This is a genomic window from Brevundimonas subvibrioides ATCC 15264 (assembly GCF_000144605.1).
Taxonomy (GTDB): domain Bacteria; phylum Pseudomonadota; class Alphaproteobacteria; order Caulobacterales; family Caulobacteraceae; genus Brevundimonas; species Brevundimonas subvibrioides.
The window spans coordinates 71,708-92,399 of sequence record NC_014375.1 but is presented as its reverse complement, the minus strand read 5'-3'; the positions used below and the strand labels follow the sequence as shown (position 1 = coordinate 92,399).

Here is a 20,692-nt window from a genome sequence, read left to right as displayed (position 1 = left end):
AGCTGTGATTACCTAAACTAAACGGTTGCGAAATCCACCGAATAAGTTTCCATCTGTCCGGCGACGCGAATCAGAGCGACCGCCATGACCGATCAACCGACATTGAAACTTCGCCCCAAGCTGCATCGCTGGCTCGCCGATCGTGGCCTCGGCGCGCGTGCGCTGGCCGAGCGGTGGAGCATCACACCGCAGGGCGCGAGCCGTTACCTGCTGCCGTTCGATCATCCGAAGCGGATCGTGCCTAGCGAGGCGCTGATCGGCGATGTCCTGAACTGGACGCTTGGGGAGATTGGCGCGGCCGATTGGTATCCGGTGGCTCTAGCCGGTGGACCTCTGCGCGGCTCCACCGGCTATGCCGCCGAAGTCGTGAGCCTCCCAGCTACGAACGCCGTTCGCGAGGCGACCCAGTGAGCGCGGGGTTCAAGCGCCGCCGCAAGGCGCAACCGGGGAACATCACCACGGCCGACGACGTCGCCCTGTTCCAGACGCTGGCGAAGCGCGCCCGCACCTTGGCTGCCCAGCCATCAGGCGATGCGATCGGGCTGGTCCAGTGCGCCGAGAAGGCCGCCCACGCGGTGCCGCCGCAAGGTCATCGTCAGGCCGACAGCGCGTTCTTCAGCCTGGTCCGTCTGGGCAAGCGCTTCCTGCTGCTGACCCCGGCTGAGCGGGAGGGCGCGGTCGCCGACCTGATCGCCTGGGCCACCACCATCGAACGCGCGCTGGCGGATGTTCAGACCGCGCCGGTTCGATCCACCCCGCGCCCCGCCCCGACCTATCGCGCGCCCTATGCGGAGAACGACCTATGACGACCCTTCGTAAACTCGCGCCGATTGCTGGCGCAGAAAAGATCATCCGAAACCCAGTCCCGCCGCCCCCCAAGCTGGCGTGGCTGCAACTTGATCTGCTGGTGATCGACGAAAGCTATCAGCGCAGCCTGTCTGGCCGATCGATGGCCTTGATCCGCAAGCTGGTCGCCCACTGGGACTGGAACTGTTTCAAGCCCCTCTCGGTCGCCCCGATTGGCGACGGCCGGTACGAGATTGTCGATGGCCAGCACACGGCGATGGCTGCCAGCAGCCACGGGTCCATCGACACCCTGCCTTGCCTCGTTCTGACCGCCGAAACGCGCGAGGCTCGCGCTCAGGCCTTCGTGGGCATCAACTCGGATCGGGTGAACCTGACGCGGTTTGCCATCTATCGCGCACAGGTCGCAGCCGGAGATCCCGAAGCCGTGGCGGTCGACGCCGGTGTGGCTGCAGCAGGTGCCACGCTGATCGACAAGCTGCAGCCCTGGCAGGAGTACGAACCCGGTAGCTGCGCCACCGTCGCTACCCTCCTTCAGCTGGCCCGTAGCGGCGGAAAGAACCGCGTCGCGCGCCTGTTGAAGATCGCCAAGGCTGGTGGCGTCGGTCCGGTGCCAGGCGCACTCCTCAAGGGCCTGGAACTGATCACCACGACGCCGGAGCCACCGTCCGACGAGGCGCTGTCCAAGGCTCTTATCAGCATCGATAACGACGAACTGGGACGTCGCGTCCGTCAAAAGCGGTTCCAGCGTCCGGACCTAACGCCGGCAGCTGCCTGGGCCGACGTCGTGCGGTCACTTGTCGCCTGATATGACCTCGCCTCAGCGTACCTCTATCGATCAGCCCGCCAAGCGCATCATCGGTGCCCATCACAAGATTGACGGCCTCGTTTATGAGCGGCCCGAGGTCATGCCGCCCGACCCTGCCGTGCTGTCGGAGGAGCGGCACGAGCGAACCTTCGTCCGGCAACAGCGCGCCCGTGACGTCAGCTGGCAGAATATCGCCCAGCAGCTGCAGCGCTGCGTGCTGGACGTTCGCCGGCGGCACGATCCCCGGTGGCCCGGATGACCAGCCTGCCGCGCAACGCCATGGCCGTGATGGCGCACCGTGTGACGACCGATCCGGACAGTTCCGACTTTGCGCCCACGCCGCCCTGGGGCGGACGTGCGGGTGCCGAGATTATCAGGGAACTGGACCCGCATGCGCAGTCCGCCTGGGACCCGGCCTGCGGCGGCCTGCATCTGGTCCATGGGCTGGAGGACTATTTCCCGACCGTCCACGCCTCGGACGCCTACCTGTACGACGGCAACGTCATCCATGACTTCCTCGGCCCCGATCGCCCGCCGTTCGGGGCTGTCGATTGGATCGTGACCAACCCTCCGTTCCGCCCGGCCGGGGCCTTCATCCGGCGCGCGTATGGGCTGGCTGGACGCGGCGTGGCCATGTTGCTGCGGACGGGGATGCTGGAAGGGCAGGCCCGGCACGGGCTGATCTATGGCGACTGCCCCTATGCCGTGGTCGCGCCGTTCAGCGAGCGCCTGCCGATCCACATGGGCCGCTATGAGGCGGACGGGTCGAGCGCGGCCTTCTACAGCTGGTTCTTCTGGATCAAGCCGATCCTGCGTCCGCGTCGCTTCATGAGCCGCTGGCCCGACGGAGCGTGGCGTCCGAGCGTTCGGGACATCGCGCCAGGCGCTGAAAAGCGCCTTTTCCGATCGTCGGACCTCGCCTTCGCCGTCACCGATCCGAACGCCGTTCGCACCGAGGCAGCCGATGTCTGATCGCAAGCTGTTCGAAGATGCCCGGTCACGGGTCGAGATTCAGGACCTGGTCAAGGACCTGGTCGTGCGGGCCGGGAGCCAATGGCGTGGGCAGTGCCCCCTGTGCAAAGCGTCCAAGGCCAAGTCGCCGACCGGTCAGTTCGCGATCAAGCCGGACAAGGGGACATGGCGATGTTTCGCCTGTGGCCAGTTTGGCGACGTCGTCGATCTGGAGCGCGAACTGTCGGGCGGGACGGCGGTCGAAGCCGCGCACCGACTGCTGGGATCGTCGCCGGCCGCGCCCCGGATCGAGCGTGATGCGGCTGCTCGGCCTGCGCCTGTCGACGACGGGCCGTCATGGTCGGACCGCCATGCGCTGGACCTGTGGCGCGAGGCCGTGGCCTTCGCCGGGTCGCTGGCCGAACGGTATCTGCTGGCGCGCGGCATCGACCCGCGCGTGCTGGCGGCGGCGGGCCCGGCGATGCGGTTCCATCCGAACGCCAAATGGGGCTGGTCCAAGGATAGGGGCCAGTGGATCAAGGCCCCGGCGCTGATCCTGCAGACCGTCATCCAGGGCGAGCACGGCCGGGCGGTCTGGACCGGCGGGGTCCACGCGACCTTCCTGAGCCGCGACGGCAAGGCGAAGTCGAGCCTGGTGCCCGCCAAGCGGATGTTCGGCCCGCAGCAGGTCGACGGGGTCGCAGCGGGTGCCGTGCTGATCCCGTTCCAGGTCATCGGCCACAGCGAATCCGCGGGCGATCTGCTGGGCGACATGGGCACCGGCGAAGGCGTCGAAAGCGTGCTGTCGGTCGTGACCCTGCATCTGCGGCGGACGGGCGAAGTCCTGGCCGCCTGCGCCGCCCTGTCGCTGGACCGGTTGCAGGGCGGGCTGCTGCGCGACGCCGAAGGGTGCATTGACCCCTACAATCCCCAGCCGAACCCGGAGCGACCGCCCTTCACCTGGCGCGGCCGGCACCGCCTGTGCCTGATCGGCGTCGACCGCGACATGTCGTCGATCAGGGTCAAGGCGCGGACCCCGCGCGGCCGGACGTGCGAGTTCACTCTGGACGCCGAGGCGCGGGCACGGTTGTGCGGGCGGTTCGCCAGCAAGGCCTGGAAGGCCGCCGGGGCGCGCGAGGCGCGGGCCATCGCCCCCAGCCCCGGATGCGATTTCAACGACGAACTGCGGCGCGTTCTGGCCGCTGAAATGAGGCGTGCGTGAGCGACTACGAACCCGTCATCGATACGCTGAGCGAGGCCGATCCGGACACGGAGCGTCGGCTGGGCGCGTTCCCCAATCCGTCGCCGGCGGAATGCCCGGTCGTGCCGCTGGGCTACGACGGCAACCTGATGATTTTCGGCATGCCCGAGGGCGAAATCCGGCGCGAGATCGCCGGGCGGATCGGCAGCCTGCTGAAGACCGATATCTTCTGCTGCTCGGCGGGGCAGGCCTTCCTGGCGAACTGGCGGGACAAGGACGACAAGTTCCAGCGCGAACTGGCGGCCGTGTGGTTCAACCGTCAGTGCCGCGAGGCGGGCAAGTGGGATGCGCGGCGGATCTCGCGTTCGCTGGGCGTCTGGCCCGACGGGCCGGTCAAGATCGTGCTGCACAAGGGCGACGAGGTCCTGCGCTATTCGCCCGACGGCATGGTCGAGACCGTGCCGATCATCGACGCCCTGCGGGTGCGCTCGGGGCCGCTCTACAAGCTGTTTCCGCCCGGCATCGCGCCGACCGATCCGGCGACCTCGGCGGATGGCCACTGGCTGTTGAAACAGTTCGGGATGTGGCGGTTCGACGTGCTGGCGGAGGATGGCCTGACAGGTGCGGATGTCCTGGCCGGATGGGTCATGGCGGCCATGCTGGGGGCCGTGGCACCGTTTCGAGGGCATCTGCTGATCCGGGCCATGGCGGGGTCGGGGAAGACGACCCTGATGACGCTGGTCCATGCCGCGATGTCGGCCCTGTCGGGGGAACTGATCAACAGCTTCTCGGACGCCGGTTTCCGGTCGGACATCGCCGGGATGGCGCGGCCGATCGCGCTGGACGAGGTCGAGGGCGCGCTGGACGGCGGGCCGAGCCCGGTCGAGCAGGTCATGGCCTATCTGCGCAACATGGCCACCGGTTCGGGATCGAACCGCAAACAGGGATCGCAGGACGGCGGGACGGTGACCCAGACGGCCGTGGGCTCGGTCATCATGGCCGCGATCCTGCCCCCGCCGCTGGACTCGGCGCTCGGGTCGCGGGTCGCGGACATCCGCCTGCTGCCGCTGAACGGATCGGACCTGTCGGAGGAGGACCGGCTGGCTCGGCCCCGGCTCGCCACCGATCCGGTGATCGCTGAGGCGACGCGGCGGGCGGGCGAACTGTCGCCGGCCTTCCTCGGCCGTGCCCTGACGGGGGCGTGGCGGTATCGCCAGGACGTGGAGTCGATGAAGGCGGCGCTGATCGACGCGAACCACGACGCCCGGACGGCGGACCTGATCGCCATGCTCGCGGCCGGGCGACGGTTGCTGCTGCATGACGCCCCCCTCACCCCCCGGGAAGCGGCGGACGACGTCGGTTTCTGGGCTCCGCTGCTGAAGCAGCGGGAGACGGTCGAGGTGACGTCCAATCCGGGGGCGGACGCCCTGGCCCACCTGCTGACGGCCGACAGCGGTCTGCATCGCGGGGATCGGCGCGTCACCATCGGCGAACTGGTGACGTCCACAGTGTCGGGCGACAAGTTCTATGACGACGAACTGAAGGTGCTGGGCCTGCGCATCGAGAAGGGCGTCGGCAAGGATGCCCGCGAGGGGCCGTGGCTGCTGGTGGCGAACCATCACCCCGGCCTCGATCGCATCTTCGCGAAGACGCGGTGGCGCGATCACCGATCGGCCCTCGCCTATCTGGACGCCATGGGGCCGGACTATGCGACCTGGGCCACCAAGCCGCTGACCTATGGGCTGGGCATCAAGCAGCGCGGGCTGGCGATCCCCCTAACCCCCTGGCTGGAGAACAACCTCTCGCGCGGGTCGGGGGCCAAGGCGAGCGACGGCGTTCCGGCCCGCGTTCTCGAAACCGTTCCGGACGAAGCCTATGACTTCTAACGGGAAAGACCCGCCCGGAACGGTCGGAACGCCCGGAACGCCGGGCCGCGCACATGTAGGGGCGAGCGGGCAGGCAGGCACACAGGACAGGTGCGTTCCGTGCGTTCCGACCGTTCCCTCTCTCTTATTCAATAGACCTATCAATAGATTAGACTGGAACGCTGGCCGGAACGCCAGCGGAACGGTCGGGGGAGCCGCCCGATGACCACGTTCATGCCGCGCGAGAAGGACGAAAGCCTCGCTCGCCACCTTTTCCGCAACGCCGACGCGATCGGTGCCAGCCGCGACCAGGTCACCCGCCTGCGCCGTGCGGCGGTGCTGGCAATGGGCGGTCGCTATGAGCGGATCGAAGCCGGGCGGATCGCCGCCGAGGTACGCGACGAACTCAAGGGCAACCTGGCCGAGGCCGTGATGGTGGCGCAGGCCAAGGGCGAAACCATCCTGCCGTTCAACGATGACGGGGCTGTGCGGATCAAGGGCCGCGACGGGCTGTGGTCGGCGCAGGACGCCGGGATGATCACGATGGGTCAATGCCAGATCGGCCTGGAGTATCGCCGCCTGTGGGAACTGGTGTCCGCCTCGCCGCTCGGGTCGCAGTTCGGACGGATGAGCGAGACGCGGGTCGCCGCGTCCTCGACGGACGGGACCGTGCTGCGCGGTCTGCACCTCGCCTATGCCGGGATGCGCCTGACGGCGGCGGAGGCGGCGGTCATCGAGCGTGACCCTGGCCAGCGTGGGCTGACAGTGCTGCGTGCCGTGGCCGGCGAGGGGCGCACCATCCGGTCGCTGGCCGCCAGCGGGCACCAGAACGCGGTGCTGCGTGCCAAGCTGGGCGAGGCCCTCGACCTGGCCGGTCGATCCTTTGTTCAGACCGAGGGCTTGCGAATCACAGGACGTTAAGTTCACAACTTCATTGCGGTTGAAGTGCCGCCCAAAGCCCGCCCCGCCAATCGGCCCGGCGGGCTTCTCTTTGCCTCGAATGGCAGAAAACCCAATCAAGTCAGACGACTAGACCGACCCGATCGGGTCGCGGGTCCCTTCCAGCAGGGGGCCACCCTATACGGTGGGGCAGAGCGCGATTTCGCGTTAGCCGCACTCTTCGAAACATTCTGAAGCCGGTGAACTCGCATGACCTTGCTCATGAAGTCCGAGTTTGCGGCGCATCAGGGCGTCGGGGCCTCGGCGGTATCGAACTGGGCGAAGAAAGGCCTCCTGGTCTTCGGGGCCGATCCGGCCCGGCCGGGGAAGGAACTGGTCGACGTCGAGAAGTCGGTCCTGCTGATCCGGGGCACGATCGACCAGACGCGGGGTCGCCCGCGTTCGGCTGAGGCTGCCCAGGTCGAACAGGGCGAGGCGGCGGTGCCGGCGGCGGCGACCGTCGCACGGGTCATGGCGCTGAGCGGGCCTGAGGCGGCGCGGATGGAGGAGATGCGGGAACGCACCCTCGGGCGTCGGATCGAGAACGAGAAGAACCTGGGCCGCCTGGTCCAGCTGCCGGAGGTGGAGCGGCGGACGGCGGATCGCGGGCGGCTGATCCGCGAGCGGACCCTGTCGCTGCTGCGGCAGCAGTCGGAGCGGGTCGCAGCCGAGACGGACCCGAGGAAGATTTACGCCCTGCAGGCGGAAGAGTTCGAGCAGCTGTTCACGCGGCTGGCCGACGAAATCGAGGCGGAGGCCTCGGCGGAGGCGCAGGCCGACGCGGTGCTGGCGACGATCGCCGACAATGCGGAGGACGACGAAGCGGAGGCTGCATGACCAACGCGGCACGCTTCGACGGATATGCCGGGACGATCCTGGCTGCGAACGCCGTTCGCGTGGACCGCGCGCTAGCGACAGGCCTGCGTCCCACGCCGCGCATCAGCGTCTCAGCCTGGTCGGAAAGCCATCGGCATTTCGCCGACGACGCGCCCGAGCCCGGGCCGTTCAGGAACGGCAAGGCCCCGTATCTGGTCGAGCCCATGGACCGGCTCTCGCCGCACGATCCGTCCAGCGTGGTGACGATGACAAAGTGCGCCCAATCGGGCGGTTCGGTAACCGGCGAGAACTGGATCGCTTACACAGCTGACGTCGCGCCCGGGCCGATGATGTACGTCGGGCCGACGATCACGGCGGCCAAGGATTGGCTGGCCGAGAAGTTCTGGCCGATGGTCGAGGCCTCGCCCCGGCTTAACCCGGCGCGCCGCGACGGCGTCGTGATGCCCAAGCGGTCGCGGGACGGAAACGGCACCACGGCGCTGCGCGTCCGGTTCCGGCGCGGTGGCTGGATGCTGATCGCCGGAGCCAACTCGGCCGCGACGCTGCGGCAGCACTCGATCCGCTACGCGATCGAGGACGATCTGGATCAGTTCCCCGACGACCTGGACAACCAGGGCTCGCCGGAATCGATGGTGAACGCGCGCCTGACCGTCTTCACGCGGCAGGGCATCGCCAAGCGGCTGAAGATTTCGACGCCGACGAACAAGGGCAGCTCCAAGATCGAGCGGGCCTATGGCGAAAGCGACCAGCGTCGCTACTACCTGAAGTGCCAGCACTGCGGCGACCGGTTCGACCCGGTCTTCTCGGATCTGGTCTGGCCCGAGGGGCAGCCGGCCAAGGCCTTCCTGAAAGCTCCCTGCTGCGGGGTCGTGACCCAGCATTGGGAAAAGGCGGCGATGTCGCTGCCCGATGGCTGGGCACCCACCTGTTCGATCGAGGGCGAAAGCCCTGACCGTGTCCTGAGCGAAGAGGAGTTCCAAGCCGCGCGTGCGCGGGACGTCGGGGGCCGCAATCCCGGCTACCAGATCACCGGGATCATCTCGGCCTTCCTGACTTGGTCGGACCTGTGCGTCGGCTTCGTCGACGCTCAAGGCGACGTGAACCGGCTGCGAACCTGGACCAACCTGCAGCTGGGAGAGAGTTTCGTCCTGAAGGGCGACGCGCCTGCGGCGGACTCGCTGAAGGTCCTGATCGAGCAGGACTGGGGCAAGGGGCAGCTGCCATGGGGGCCGCTGGTCTTCACCCTGGGCTGCGACGTCCAGGGCGACGGGATCTATGTCGAGGCGCTCGGCTGGGCCTTCGGCCTGGAGAACTGGAGCCTTGATCACCGGTTCCTGCCGGGGAAGACGGACGTCCCGGGCGAGGGGGCGTGGGCCCTGCTGGAAGCCTACGCCAAACAGACCTTCACCCTGCCGGGCGGCAAGGCGTTCGGCTTCGACATGGTCTGCGTCGATGCCGGCTATCACACCGAGGCGGCGAAAGCCTTCGCACGCCGCTCGCCCAAACGCCTGCCCGTTTTCGGGCGTCCGGGCTGGTCCATCCCCATTTTGGGACGCGGCCAGCCAATCCATTTCGACCCGCGCCGGACCGGCCGGGCCAAGCGTCGCAAGGTGGCGGGCGAGGAAGCTCACCTGGTCGGGACCTTCGGCGCGAAACTCAGCTGGTTCGGGTTCCTGAAAGCGTCGATCGACCAGGCCGAGGCCGAGCAGCGGGGCGAGCGTCCAGAGAAAATCAAGGGCCGGGTCCACTTCGGGCGCGACGCCACCGACGACTATTTCGACATGCTGACCAGCGAGTCCGGCGTGGTGCGGATGAAGGCCGGTCAACCGGTCCGGGTCTGGGAGGTCGAGGCCGGCCGACAGAACCACTGGCTCGACTGCCGCATCTACAACCGCGCCGCCGCCGAGGCCTTGGCGCTGGACCTGAAATCCGAAGCCGACTGGCTGGCGCTCGGTGCATTCCGAAACGCCGCCGCCGATCCCGTCCAGGGCGACCTGATCGCCCTGGCCAACCGACCCGTTCCTGACGCCGCGTCCATGCCCGAGGGCGGGACGGCGACGGAAGGGGCCGCGCCTGCGACACCCGCCCCCGACCCCGCCGCAGGCGCGGCCATCCCCACTACCCCGACGCTGGCGGCGACGCCCTGGGTCGACGTCGACGAAGGATGGCTGGACTGATGGCTGAGATCGATCCGCAGACCCAGATCACCGCGCTGGAGAACGCCCTGTCGTCCGGCGAACTGACCGTCGAATCCAACGGCGATCGCGTCACCTATCGCAGCGTCGCCGACCTGACGTCCGCGCTCGACTACTTCCGTAGCAAGCTGGCCACCCAGACGGCCGCGCCCGGCACGCGGTCATCGTTCGGCTTCAGCGCTGTCGCCTTTTCGAGGGACTGAGATGGCCGAATCCTGGACCCTCGGCCGCGTCCTGGACGCGGCGATCGAACCGTTCATGCCCCGCGAGGCGCTGCGCCGTCGCACCCTGCGCATGGCGCTGGACGCGACGCGGCAATACGACGGTGCCGCGCACGGCCGCCGCACGCAGGGTTGGAAGCGGACGAGCGGAAGCGCCGCCCGCGAGGTTCAACAGGGTCTGGTCGGCCTGCGCAACGGCGCGCGCGAACTGGTCCGGAACGACAAATACGCGGCGTCGGCCCTGCGCCAGATCGTGGCGAACATGGTCGGCGACGGCATCACCGCGACCGCCACCCACGCCGATCCGCTCTTGGCCGAGAAGGCCCAGGCCGTCTGGGACGACTGGGCCGAGAGCCTGGTCGACGGCGAGGAGGATTTCTACGGCATCCAGAAGCTGACTGCCCGGTCGATGATCGAGGGTGGCGAGACGCTGCTGGTCTGGTCGCCGGACAAGAAGGGGCCGAACGGTCGCGTCCGGGGACTCGAGGGCGATTTCCTTGACCACCAGAAGTCGCTGGATTCCGCGGCTGGAACCCGCATCGTGCAGGGCGTCGAGTTCGATCCCGATGGCTTTCGGGCAGGCTACTGGCTGCTGCCCGAACATCCCGGCGACGCGCGCGGCTATGTCGGCGCGGCCCGCAAGTTCGACGCGGCCCATGTGGACCATGTGTTCGAACGCCTGCGCTGGGGCCAGCCGCGCGGCGTGTCCTGGTTTTCGCCGGTCATCATGGACATCCGCGACGTCGGCGACATCGAAGACGCCGTCAGGATGCGAAAGAAGGTCGAGGCGTGCCTGGCTCTGATCCTGACCCCGCCCGAAAACGGGAGCCCGTCGGACGCTTTCGACCAGGCCAAGGCCGCCGCCGGAATGGGTGACGGGACCGGCGTCCGGGTCGAGAAGGAGGCCGACAGCGTCCGACCTGGCATGGTGTTCCGCGCGCGCCCCGGCGAGACGGCCAACACCCTGAACCCGCCGTCCTCGGGCGACACCGTCGGCTTCATCCGCCAGCAGATGATGGGCGTCTCGGCCAATCTCGCGCCCTATCACCTGGTCACGGGCGACGTCAGCCAGGCCAACTATTCGAGCCTGCGGGCATGCCTGCTGGGTTTCTGGGCGAACCTGGACGACTGGCAGCAGAACGTGCTGGTGCCGAAGATGCTGACGCCCGCGTTCCGTCGGATCATGACCCGTCAGGCCCTGCTGACAGGCGACCGGCGCTATCTGCAGGTCAAGCCGTCCTGGGCCATGCCGCCCCGTCGGTTCGTCGATCCGCAAAAGGACATCGCGGCCGAGAAGGAAGAAATCCGCGTCGGGCTGAAGACCGAAACCAAGGCCCTGGCCGAGCGCGGCCTGAACCCCGCCAAGCACCGGGCCGAAATCGCGGCCGATAACGCCGACCGCGATCGGCTGGGCCTGGTGAACGATGCCGATCCCCGGAAATCGACCAAGTCGGGCCAGCTGCAAAAGCCGACCGGCTTCATCCGACCCCAGCCTGACGCAGGAAAGCAATCATGACGGACACCCAGACCCGCCGCGAGGCGCGCCTCACCGTGGCTCGCGCCGCGCTGACGCCGCGCAGCTATGACGCCGAAAACCACACCGTCGAACTGATCGCCGCGACCGGCTTTCCCGTGCGCCGCTACGACTGGGAAGCGGGCACCTACTATCTGGAGCAGCTGGACATCAGCGAAGCGGCCATCGACGGCAGCCGCATCGACCAAGGCGTCTGCCCGATGCTGAACGCGCACTCGTCCTGGGCGATCGGGGACCAGCTGGGCCGGATCGAAAGCTGGCGGGTCGAGAACGGCCAGCTGATCACCGTGGCCCGGTTCGGCGTCTCCGACGCGGCCGTGGCCGCCGAGGCCGAGGTCGCGGCCGGCACGTGGCGCGGCGTGAGCGTCGGCTATCGCCGGGATGAAATGCTGAAGGAGGTTCGCCAGGACGGCAAACTCCCGACCTACAAGGTTACGCGCTGGGGACTGATGGAAGTGTCCCTGGTCCCGATACCCGCTGATCCGGCCTCAGGGGTCCGGTCAGAGGACGATCTCCACCCCTGTTCCATCATCGAAAACCGGGATTCGACCGACACGATCGGCGCGCCCGACAGCCCTGAAGAGGACGAAACCATGATCCGTTCCCGTATGCTGGGCGGCGTCGCCGCTCTTGCCCAGAACGCGCCCAACGACAACCCGGGTGGTGCGCCTGCGTCGGAGGTTCGCAGCGAACCCGCGACCCCGGCCGTTCAGTCCGATCCGAACGTCGTTCGCATGGACGTCTCGGCCACCCTCGACTTCATGGATGACGTCCGCACCTTCGGTGTCGACGAAACCCAGGCCCGCACCTGGGCCACGACGCTGACGCCCGACGGTGCCCGCGCGGCCCTGATCCGGGCGGCGGCGGAAGTGCAGCGCGGGCAAGCCCCGCTGCAGCCCGGACAGCGGCAGAACGCCTCGATCACCCACGATGATCGCGACAAGCAGCGTGAGGCGATGTCGAACGCCATCCAGCACCGCTTCAACCCCTCGGTCGAACTGACCGATGGCGGTCGCCAGTTCCGCAGCATGTCGCTGATGGAAATGGCGCGCGAGAACCTGGAGCGGAACGGCACCCGCACGCGCGGCCTCGGGAAGCGCGAACTGGCGGATCTCGCCCTGCGCCAGCACTCCACATCCGACTTCCCGAACGTGCTGTCCAACGTCACCCGCGCGACCTTGCGCAGCGGCTATGCCGAGGCCCCGCAGACCTTCAAGGGCTGGCAGCGCCGCGCGACCGTGTCGGACTTCCGTCAGGTCTCGCGCCTGCAGATGGGTTCGGCCCCGTCCTTCCTGCTCGTCCCGGAAGGCGGCGAGTTCAAGATGGGGACCATCGGCGACGGCAAGGAAGTCTATGCCCTGGCCACCTATGGCCGGAAGTTCGCGATCACGCGCCAGACGCTGATCAACGACGACGTCGACGCCTTCACCCGCATCCCGGGCCTGATGGGTGCCGCTGCCGCCCGGTTCGAATCCGACGCGGCCTATGCGCCCCTGATCGCCAACCCGAACATGTCGGACGGCGTCGCCCTGTTCCACGCCAGCCACGGCAACCTCGCCGCGTCGGGCGGGGCCATCGCCGAGGCCGGCGTCCAGGCGGCCGAGATCGCCATGGGCAAGCAGGTCGGCCTCGGCGGCGAAATCCTGAACCTCGCGCCGAAGTTCATGATCGTCGCCCGCAAGGACGCCCTGCCTGCCCGCAAGCTGATGACGGCGGTCCAGGCCACCCAGACCTCGGGCGTGAACGTCTATTCGAACGCGTTCGAGATCATCGTGGAATCGCGGCTCAACCGGACCTCCGGTGCGACGCCCTGGTTCATGGCGGCCGATCCCAACCAGGTCGACACGATCGAATACGCCTACCTGGACGGCGACGACGGCGTGTTCCTGGACGAGCGCGAGGGCTTCGACGTCGACGGCATCGAATACAAGGCCCGCCTGGACTTCGCCGTGAAGGCGATCGACTGGCGCGGTCTGTATCAAGACCCCGGCACCTGATCCTCCTGACCAGCCGGCAACCTTGAAGGGCCGCACCGAAAGGGCGGCCCTTCGCGCATCCGCCTTCAAACTTTCAGCTGAGGAACCAGCATCATGAAGACCAAGATTTCTTCGGGAGAGGTGATCGACTTCACCGCCCCGGCCGGGGGCACCGTTTCGGGCACCGGCGTACTGCTCGGCACCGACCTGTTTCTGATCCCGGTCACTTCCAACGTCGCGGGCGACACGGTGTCGGGCCATGCCAATGGCGTGTTCGACCATGTCGCCGAAGGCGCGGGTTCGGGTCAGGCCTTCGCCGTCGGCGACCCCGTCTATTGGGACGCGACGAACAAGCGGATCACCAAGACCACGACCTCGAACACCAAGGTGGGCGTGGCCGTCGCCGCCAAGCTGACCGCCGCGACGACCGTCCGTTTCCGCATCAAGCAACCCGCCTAAGGGGTGCGCTGCCCTCCGGCAGCTGCGCCTTTTCCTTCACCCCCGACACCGGAGACTTCCGATGAAGACCCGACTGCTGATGGCGGCCTCGGCCGCTGCCCTGGCCGCATATGCCGCCCAGACCGACGCCGCCGGCGGCAAGCCCGACCCGATCAAGAAGTCCGACCCCGGACCTGCGCCGCTGACGGCAGATCAGGTCGACCCCGCCGCGCCGCAGCCCGATCCCGCCCCCGGTGCGGTCGGCAATGCGCCCGACGCAAATCCGAATCCGCCCGTGAACAAGGACGAGGCCGCCAAGGCGTCCTCGACCCACAAGAAGACGTCGATCGTCTGGGTCCAGCCGGGCCACGAAACCCTCGGCATCGGCCAGCTGCTGACCACGTCGCCGCACGAAGCCGAGGCCCTGCGCGCCGCCGGCCGCGCGCGGTACGCGTCCGAGGCCGAGATCAAGGCGGCGAAGACCGACAAGGTCGACGTCCCTCATCTGGACGGCATCTAGACCATGTCGTTTCCCGAGGCGCGTGCGCGGCAGCAGGCGGCCGTGTTCGCGCGCCTCGGGGAGCCGGGCCACTGGAACAGTGCGACTGACCCGGTGCAAGTCCGGCTGGTCGAGGCGGACGACATGGCCTCGCTCGGCGAACTGCAGCTGATCGTTCCCACGATGGCTATCCGGGTCCGCAAGGCCGACCGCCCCGATGTTCAGGTCGACGATACCTGCTGGATCGTGGCCATTGATCGCACCTTCCGCGTCACCTCCGATCCCATGCTGGATCGGAACGGCGTCTGGGTCTGCCCCGTGGTCGAGGTGACCTGATGCGCCACAGCGTCCTAGGCCGCGAGAGCATCGAAGACCTGGCGCGAGGCACGGAGGACGAGATTGCAGGGTTCGTCACGTCCGCCATCGGCGAGGCCGGTCAGGACCTGAAGGCCGCATGGTCGGACCAGATCAGGGCGGCGCGGCTGGGCGAGAGGCTTGCCCGCACGATCAAAGTCCGGGTCTATCCGCAGGGGCAGACCAGCGTGGAAGCAGCCGCCCTGGTCTCGACCAAGGCCCCCAAGATCATCGACGCCTATGCGCGCGGGGCGACGATCCGGCCGGTCAACGGTGCTCGCTATCTGTGGATACCGACCGAGGACGTGCCCCGGAAGCGCCAGGGCAATGCGCTGACCCCGCAGGAGGTGGAAGCCCGTTTCGGGCGCGACCTGGTTGTGATCCAGCCGGGCCATCACCGGCTGGGCAACACGCCGTCGATCGTGCGATCCGGCGTCGCCTACGCGGGGCTTCGCGGGCTGTCGATCCGCAAGGCCAGCGGGCGCTGGAAGAACGCGACCGCCAACCAGAGGACGCGGGGCAACCGGTCCTTTCGCGAAGTCACCCAGTCGTTCGTCATCATGTTCACCCTGGTGCCGAGCGTCCGCGTCGGGAAGCGGCTGGACCTTGAAGCGCTGCAGCGTGAGTCCGAGGCCGCCTATGGCACCCTTCTGAGCAAGCACTGGAGATAGGATGGCCAGTCTGCGCGAACAGGTGATCGAGGCCGTCGTGGCCCTTCTCCAAACGGCGGTGCCCACGGCGGAGGTCAAGCGGAACGTGGACGCCCCGGATCGCGCCCCGACGGGGGGGCTGATCGTGGTGCGCGATGGCGATCCAGGAGAACCCGAACAGACGTTCTCGCCTCTGACGTACACCTACACCCACGCGATCGGCGTCGAGGTGGTCGCTCCCGCCGACCCTGACGCCCGCAGCGCCGCCTTGGACGCGATCCTGATTGGGATCGGCAATGCGGTCGAAGCCGATCGCACCCTGGGCGGCCTGGCTGAGTGGCTGGAACCCACGTCGCCAGATCTCGGCGATGCCCGGGCGACGAACGCCCAGCCGGTCCGCTGGGCCACCTTCGACCTGAACGCCGTCTATTCGACCCGCAATCCGCTGGTCTGACCCACCCTTTTTGACAGGAGACTGCCATGTCCCGCGCACGCGGTTCCAACGCCCTGATGGCGCTGGCCTATGAGACCGACTACGGCGTTTCGCCCGGTTCGGGTTACAAGCAGGTCCCGTTCGTGTCGTCGAACATCGGCGAGTCGCAGGGCCTGATCGAAAGCGACGTCCTGGGGTTTGGTCGCGATCCGCAGCAGCCGGGCCGCGACGTGGTCGAGAACGCGGGCGACGTCGTGGTGCCGATGTGCGCGCGCAACATCGGCTTCTGGCTCAAGCTGCTGTTCGGCGCCCCGACGACCACGGCCGGTCTGGCCGCGACCGGGAGCCTGACCTTCACGGCGCAGCCGACGGCCAGTTCGACGATCACCATCGGCGGCCAGGCCTTCACCTTCGTCTCGACCACCCCGACCACGAACCAGATCAAGATCGGCGCGACCCTGGCAGAGACGGTCGCGAACGCCGTTCGCGCCCTGAACCTGAGCGTCGTCGCGGGTGTCGCGGCGGCGACCTATCGCGGCGACCCGCGCGGCGCCCGGATCGACATCGCCCATGACACGATCGGCACCTCCGGCAACAGCATGACGCTGGCGGCCGGCACGTCGCCCGCCTCCAACGTCACCGTGTCGGGTGCCACGCTGGCGGGCGGCGCAACGTCGGGCGGCTACAATCACGTCTTCATCGCGGGCGCCCAGACCCTGCCGTCGGCCTCGATCGAGATCGGCATGCCGGAGGTCCCTTCCTACGGCCTGAACTGGGGGGTGAAGGCCAACACCTTCGGCGTGCCGCTGCAGCGCGGTGGCAACCTGAACGCCACGATCGGGCTGGTGGCCCAGGGCGAGACGACGGGGGCCGCGACGTCGGCAGGTTCGCCGACCCTGCTGGACCTGATGAAGTTCTCGTCCTTCGCGGGCCTGGTCCGCCGGTCGGGCGCGCCGGTCGCCGACCTGGTCAGCGGCCAGTTCAACGCGTCGAACGGCCTGGACCCCGTCCCGGCAATCCGGGGCGATGGCCGGATCAGCGGCGCGGACGAAGGCATGCTGTCGGTCACCGGTCAGGTCGGCATCCGCTACTCGACCCGCGAGTTACAGGTGCTGGCCGAGGACGGTACGGCCTCCGAACTGGAGTTCGCCTGGACGATCCCGGCCTCGATTTTCGCGCTGCGAGCCGTCGCGCACAACGTCTATCTGCCGCGCGCCAAGACGCCCGTGACCGGTCCGACCGGCATCCAGGCCGACTATGCCTGGCAGGCGTCGGAAGCCCCCGGCCTGGGCCGGACGCTGACGATCACCCTGGTCAACGACGTCGCGAGTTACTGATGTTCGTTCTGGACCAGACCGCCGCGCCCGTGTGGCTGGACGTGGCGCAGGACATCCGCATCGCGTTCCGCCCGGCCGGGACGGAATGTCTGGCCGCCGGTCGTCGTGCCGCGCGGCTGGCGGTCCGCGACGACGACACCGCCGACGGCACCGTGGCCTTCGTCATGGGCTGCGCCCGCTGGGGAGCCGTGGCCTGGGAGGGGATCGGAAACGACGAAGGGGAGGTCCTCGCCCTGACGCCGGAGGGTGTCGGTCGGCTGCTGGACCAGCGGCCGGACATCTATCAGGCCGTGGACGATCAGTATGTCGGCCCGCTGCTGGAGCTGCTCGCAGAAAAAAAAGGATCGTCGCCCTCGCCGACTGGCATTTCGGCCAGGGCGGCCCCGCCTACTGCGAAGCGTGCCCGGAAAGAGCGGAAGACGAAGCCGACTGCCCCGTCTGCCCCTATCGAGAACACGAGCCCGCCAGCGCCCTAGGCGACGGTGTCTGGTCCACCCTGCGATCCTGCCAGGGGCAGCTGAGGGTCGGGATGGGCGGGGCTTTCGCGCTGGATTTCTCGGCCGTGATCCAGACCGCCAACCTGGCCGGACCGATCAGCCCGGCCTTCGGCCTGTTGCTGGCCGAGAGCCTGCCCGAGGTCGAGCGGGCCATCGTGGCCAGCCTTCGAAAGGATGAGGAATGAGCACGCGCAACGTCGCCTTCCGTCTGAAGTCCGAAGGCAAGTCCGAACTGATCCGCGACGTCAGCGAGGCCAAGGCCGCCATGGTGGGGGCCTATGATGCCGCCGCCGCCTCGGCCGAGAAAGCGTCTGTCGCGACGGAGCGGCAGGAACGCCGTTACCGGCAGCTGGCCCAGGCCGCGCGCGAGAGCGAATCCCAGAGCCGCAACCAGGCAACCATTAACGGCCTGATCGGGGTCGGCGATGGGTCTGGCAAGAGCGCGCGGGACTCCGCGGCCCTGTTCGAAGCGCAGGCTGATGCGATGGAGAAGGCGGAACGCCGGGCGGCCCAGCTGAAGGTCGTCCTGGACCCGGTCGGCCGCGCGCAGGACCAGCTGAACGACGAACTGCGCGAGAACATCGAACTGCAGCGTCAGGGGTTCCTGACCACGGAGCAGCTGGCCCAGGCCCAGCAACTGGCCCGGACGCGGTTCGACGAAACCACGATGGCGATCGAGCGCCAGAACCGGGGAATGAGCCGGCAGGCCGTGGCCAGCCGACTGAACCTCGCTCGGCAAGGGGCCGACGTCGCCGTCACCGCTGCGATGGGCATGAATCCCGCGATGATCGCGATCCAGCAGGGTCCGCAAATCCTCGACGCCCTCGCGACATCGGGGTTCAAGGCATCGGCGGGGCTGATCGCTGCGGGTGCCGCCGCCACTGCCTTGGCGGGCGGTGTGGCCCTTCTCGGCGCGGCATGGCTTGAGGGAGAGGACGCAGCCCTCGCCTATGAACGCGCCGTCACGGGTATCGGCCGCACCGCAGACCTGAGCGCCGCAGAACTGGAGGCGCTGACGGTTACCGCAGCCGAGCAGGGCGAGGTCTCGGAAAAGGCTGCCCGCCAGCAGGCGACCGCCTATCTGGCGACCGGTCGCATCGGAGGCGAGGTGATCGGCGGGCTGATCCGGATCGGCAAGGACTATGCATCGGTCATGGGGCTGGATGCAGAAGCTGCGACCCAGTCTCTGGCGCGCGCCATGGTGGAGCCTGACAAGGCCGGTCGCGAACTGACGCGGACGATGGGGCTGCTGGACCAGGCGCAGCTGCGTCAGATCGACAGCCTGATCAAGTCGGGCGATCTGCTCGGCGCGCAGAAGATTCTGCTGGAAGCGCTGGATGGAGCGGTCAGCGGCCACGCCGCGAACGTGGGGCAGATCACCAGCGCATGGGATGCTGCCAGCCGCGCCATCGGCGGGGCGATCAACAAGTTCGGAGAGTGGCTCTACGTCACCGAGACCGAAAAACTGGCGAAAATGGATAGCGACATCGCCAAGGTGCAGCGCGGAGAGGGCGCGGGCGACCTTGGCGTCATGACCGATCGCCGCAACCAACTGGCGTTCCAAATCGGTTACGATAACGCCGCGCGCGAGAACGCCGCGCGGCTGGCCAGCCGAAATCAGACTGCTCAACTGAGCGAGGATCGCCGGGCCGCCGCTGCTCGGGGAGGCTCGACGCGCCGAGGGCCCGACCCCGCCGTCGAAGCGGAGCGCGAAGCGCGAGAGGCTTTGCAGCGCCAGCGGCGCGAGGAAGACGTGGCCGCTCAACAAGCCTTGGCCATCGCCCAGGCTCGCAACGACGTCGACATGGTCCGACGTCTGGAGAACGAGAATGCGCTGCGTCAACGAACGCGGCAGCTGATCGACGACGAAGTCAGCGCGACGGAGGCGGCGACGAAGGCTGAGCGCGAACAGGCCGAACTGATCGCCGCGCGCGGGGTGCAGCGGGATCGCGAACTGGCAACGATCATCCGGATGAACGATCTGGAGGTCGCGCGCATCCTCGGCAACGAGCGCCTAGTTGCCAGCGGCGAGCGGTATCTAGACCTGCAAGATCGGATCGCCCGGTATCAATCCGCCGGCGCGCAAAGCCTTGAGGCGGCCGTCCGGGCAGGGTTCGATCTGCTGGCTGTGGACCAGGCCCGCGCCAAAGTCATGGAACAGGTCAATGCCGAGGCGGAGGCGGATCGCCGCCTGACCCTGGCACGACTGAGCGGAGACGACGGCGAAGCCCGTCGCCTGCTCATGGAAAAACGCATTAACGACCGCGCCCGAGAGATCGAGGACCAATCACGCCTCGGCCCAAATCCGATGAACCGGGGCGACGGCGTCGACCAGGCCATGTCCGAAATCCAGGGGGAACTAGACGCCGAAGCGCGCGGCGTGCGCCGGGCGTGGGTTCGGGACTTCATCGGCGACATCCGCGAAGGCGGAATCGGCGAGGCGCTGGGCCGCCAGTTCGAAACCGCCTCCGATCGCCTGATCAACCGGCTGCTGGACCAGCTGTTCGAGATCGACTGGGGCCAGATGTTCAAGGGTGGCGGGGGAACCGGCGGGAGCGGCGACTGGGCCAGCGCGATCGTTCAGGGCGCGAAGTTCCTGTTCGGCAAGAACGCTAACGGGACGGACTTCTGGACCGGCGGCCCGACCTGGGTCGGGGAGCGGGGTCCAGAACTGATCAATCTGCCGCGCGGCGCGCAAGTCATAGAACACAACCGGGCCATGCGAACGGCGTTCGCAGGTTCGGAGCGTTCGGCCCCAAACATCTCATTGGTCATCAACGCACCAGGGGCCGACAGCGCGGCTGCGGACAGGATCGAAGCCAAGGTCGACGCCTTCGCTGCCGCCTTGCCGTCAATGCTGAACAGCATGGTGCCCGGCATCGTGACCGACGGATACAAGCGCCGGGTCATCAGGTTTGAGTGAGTGGGGAATCGCCGTCTCGACGGTCGTGGACAAGGCGGGTGAGGCCGTTGTGACTGTCGTCGCGCAAAAGGGCGACACAGTTTTGCGGTGGCCCATCCTGATCGATTGGCCCGCCGGTGAAGAAGCCGCCGATGTCGAGGCCCGCGCGCTGGCGGTGCTGGCAGGCCAGTTCATCGATCTCGCTACTGCCTTGAGCCAGGCATTCTTCAAACGCCGAGAAGAGGGCTGAC

The 20,692-nt window shown here is 68.1% G+C and carries 23 protein-coding genes; all 23 read left to right on the top strand.

Annotated features, from left to right (window positions below; genetic code table 11):
* Positions 1–84 precede the first annotated feature (84 nt).
* The 23 genes from BRESU_RS00470 to BRESU_RS00360 all read left to right on the top strand — a co-directional run bounded on the left by BRESU_RS00470 (position 85) and on the right by BRESU_RS00360 (position 20,691).
* On the top strand, positions 85–411 hold the full coding sequence (locus tag BRESU_RS00470) for a hypothetical protein (RefSeq protein ID WP_013267511.1): 327 nt from the start codon (positions 85–87) through the stop codon (positions 409–411).
* Positions 408–806 (top strand): hypothetical protein, encoded by a 399-nt coding sequence (locus BRESU_RS00465; protein WP_013267510.1) that lies wholly within the window; start codon positions 408–410, stop codon positions 804–806. Before BRESU_RS00470 ends, BRESU_RS00465 begins: the two co-directional genes overlap by 4 nt.
* The gene (locus tag BRESU_RS16690) at positions 803–1,612 is read left to right on the top strand and encodes a ParB/Srx family N-terminal domain-containing protein (RefSeq protein WP_013267509.1); all 810 of its coding nucleotides are present in this window, start codon (positions 803–805) and stop codon (positions 1,610–1,612) included. Before BRESU_RS00465 ends, BRESU_RS16690 begins: the two co-directional genes overlap by 4 nt.
* A 1-nt stretch (position 1,613) precedes the next feature.
* Positions 1,614–1,871, top strand: a complete 258-nt coding sequence (locus tag BRESU_RS00455; protein ID WP_013267508.1) for a hypothetical protein — start codon at positions 1,614–1,616, stop codon at positions 1,869–1,871.
* Entirely contained in the window at positions 1,868–2,584 is a 717-nt protein-coding gene (locus BRESU_RS00450) for a hypothetical protein (RefSeq protein ID WP_013267507.1), read from the top strand. The genes BRESU_RS00455 and BRESU_RS00450 overlap by 4 nt, the downstream gene beginning before the upstream one ends.
* The gene (locus BRESU_RS00445; RefSeq protein WP_013267506.1) at positions 2,577–3,785 is read left to right on the top strand and encodes a DUF7146 domain-containing protein; all 1,209 of its coding nucleotides are present in this window, start codon (positions 2,577–2,579) and stop codon (positions 3,783–3,785) included. Before BRESU_RS00450 ends, BRESU_RS00445 begins: the two co-directional genes overlap by 8 nt.
* Entirely contained in the window at positions 3,782–5,650 is a 1,869-nt protein-coding gene (locus BRESU_RS00440) for a hypothetical protein (RefSeq protein WP_013267505.1), read from the top strand. The genes BRESU_RS00445 and BRESU_RS00440 overlap by 4 nt, the downstream gene beginning before the upstream one ends.
* A 201-nt stretch (positions 5,651–5,851) precedes the next feature.
* The gene (locus BRESU_RS00435; protein ID WP_013267504.1) at positions 5,852–6,550 is read left to right on the top strand and encodes a hypothetical protein; all 699 of its coding nucleotides are present in this window, start codon (positions 5,852–5,854) and stop codon (positions 6,548–6,550) included.
* 228 nt (positions 6,551–6,778) lie between these two features.
* A complete protein-coding gene (locus BRESU_RS00430; RefSeq protein ID WP_013267503.1) occupies positions 6,779–7,405 on the top strand; it encodes a hypothetical protein in 627 nt (208 codons plus the stop codon).
* Positions 7,402–9,582 carry a phage terminase large subunit family protein gene (locus BRESU_RS00425; RefSeq protein ID WP_013267502.1) on the top strand — a complete coding sequence of 727 codons (2,181 nt, stop codon included), beginning with the start codon at positions 7,402–7,404 and terminating at the stop codon, positions 9,580–9,582. The genes BRESU_RS00430 and BRESU_RS00425 overlap by 4 nt, the downstream gene beginning before the upstream one ends.
* Entirely contained in the window at positions 9,582–9,803 is a 222-nt protein-coding gene (locus BRESU_RS00420; RefSeq protein WP_013267501.1) for a phage head-tail joining protein, read from the top strand. The genes BRESU_RS00425 and BRESU_RS00420 overlap by 1 nt, the downstream gene beginning before the upstream one ends.
* Position 9,804: 1 nt before the next feature.
* Entirely contained in the window at positions 9,805–11,337 is a 1,533-nt protein-coding gene (locus BRESU_RS00415; protein ID WP_013267500.1) for a phage portal protein, read from the top strand.
* Positions 11,334–13,352, top strand: coding sequence for a prohead protease/major capsid protein fusion protein (locus BRESU_RS00410; protein WP_013267499.1), 2,019 nt, complete (start codon positions 11,334–11,336; stop codon positions 13,350–13,352). Before BRESU_RS00415 ends, BRESU_RS00410 begins: the two co-directional genes overlap by 4 nt.
* 93 nt (positions 13,353–13,445) lie before the next feature.
* Complete coding sequence (locus BRESU_RS00405; protein WP_013267498.1) at positions 13,446–13,790, top strand: DUF2190 family protein; 345 nt, start codon at positions 13,446–13,448, stop codon at positions 13,788–13,790.
* Positions 13,791–13,851: 61 nt separating this feature from the next.
* Positions 13,852–14,289 (top strand): ribonuclease G, encoded by a 438-nt coding sequence (locus BRESU_RS00400; RefSeq protein ID WP_013267497.1) that lies wholly within the window; start codon positions 13,852–13,854, stop codon positions 14,287–14,289.
* Between the two features lie 3 nt (positions 14,290–14,292).
* Positions 14,293–14,604 carry a head-tail joining protein gene (locus BRESU_RS00395; protein WP_013267496.1) on the top strand — a complete coding sequence of 104 codons (312 nt, stop codon included), beginning with the start codon at positions 14,293–14,295 and terminating at the stop codon, positions 14,602–14,604.
* A complete protein-coding gene (locus BRESU_RS00390) occupies positions 14,604–15,293 on the top strand; it encodes a DUF6441 family protein (RefSeq protein WP_013267495.1) in 690 nt (229 codons plus the stop codon). The genes BRESU_RS00395 and BRESU_RS00390 overlap by 1 nt, the downstream gene beginning before the upstream one ends.
* Position 15,294: 1 nt before the next feature.
* Complete coding sequence (locus BRESU_RS00385) at positions 15,295–15,726, top strand: hypothetical protein (RefSeq protein WP_013267494.1); 432 nt, start codon at positions 15,295–15,297, stop codon at positions 15,724–15,726.
* Between the two features lie 26 nt (positions 15,727–15,752).
* The gene (locus BRESU_RS00380) at positions 15,753–17,042 is read left to right on the top strand and encodes a phage tail tube protein (protein WP_013267493.1); all 1,290 of its coding nucleotides are present in this window, start codon (positions 15,753–15,755) and stop codon (positions 17,040–17,042) included.
* Entirely contained in the window at positions 17,042–17,518 is a 477-nt protein-coding gene (locus BRESU_RS16685; RefSeq protein WP_013267492.1) for a hypothetical protein, read from the top strand. The genes BRESU_RS00380 and BRESU_RS16685 overlap by 1 nt, the downstream gene beginning before the upstream one ends.
* Positions 17,519–17,571: 53 nt before the next feature.
* A complete protein-coding gene (locus BRESU_RS17235) occupies positions 17,572–17,724 on the top strand; it encodes a hypothetical protein (protein WP_013267491.1) in 153 nt (50 codons plus the stop codon).
* An 80-nt stretch (positions 17,725–17,804) separates the two neighbouring features.
* Positions 17,805–20,462, top strand: a complete 2,658-nt coding sequence (locus tag BRESU_RS00365) for a phage tail tape measure protein (RefSeq protein ID WP_169308002.1) — start codon at positions 17,805–17,807, stop codon at positions 20,460–20,462.
* Positions 20,455–20,691, top strand: a complete 237-nt coding sequence (locus tag BRESU_RS00360) for a hypothetical protein (protein ID WP_013267489.1) — start codon at positions 20,455–20,457, stop codon at positions 20,689–20,691. Before BRESU_RS00365 ends, BRESU_RS00360 begins: the two co-directional genes overlap by 8 nt.
* Position 20,692 lies beyond the last annotated feature (1 nt).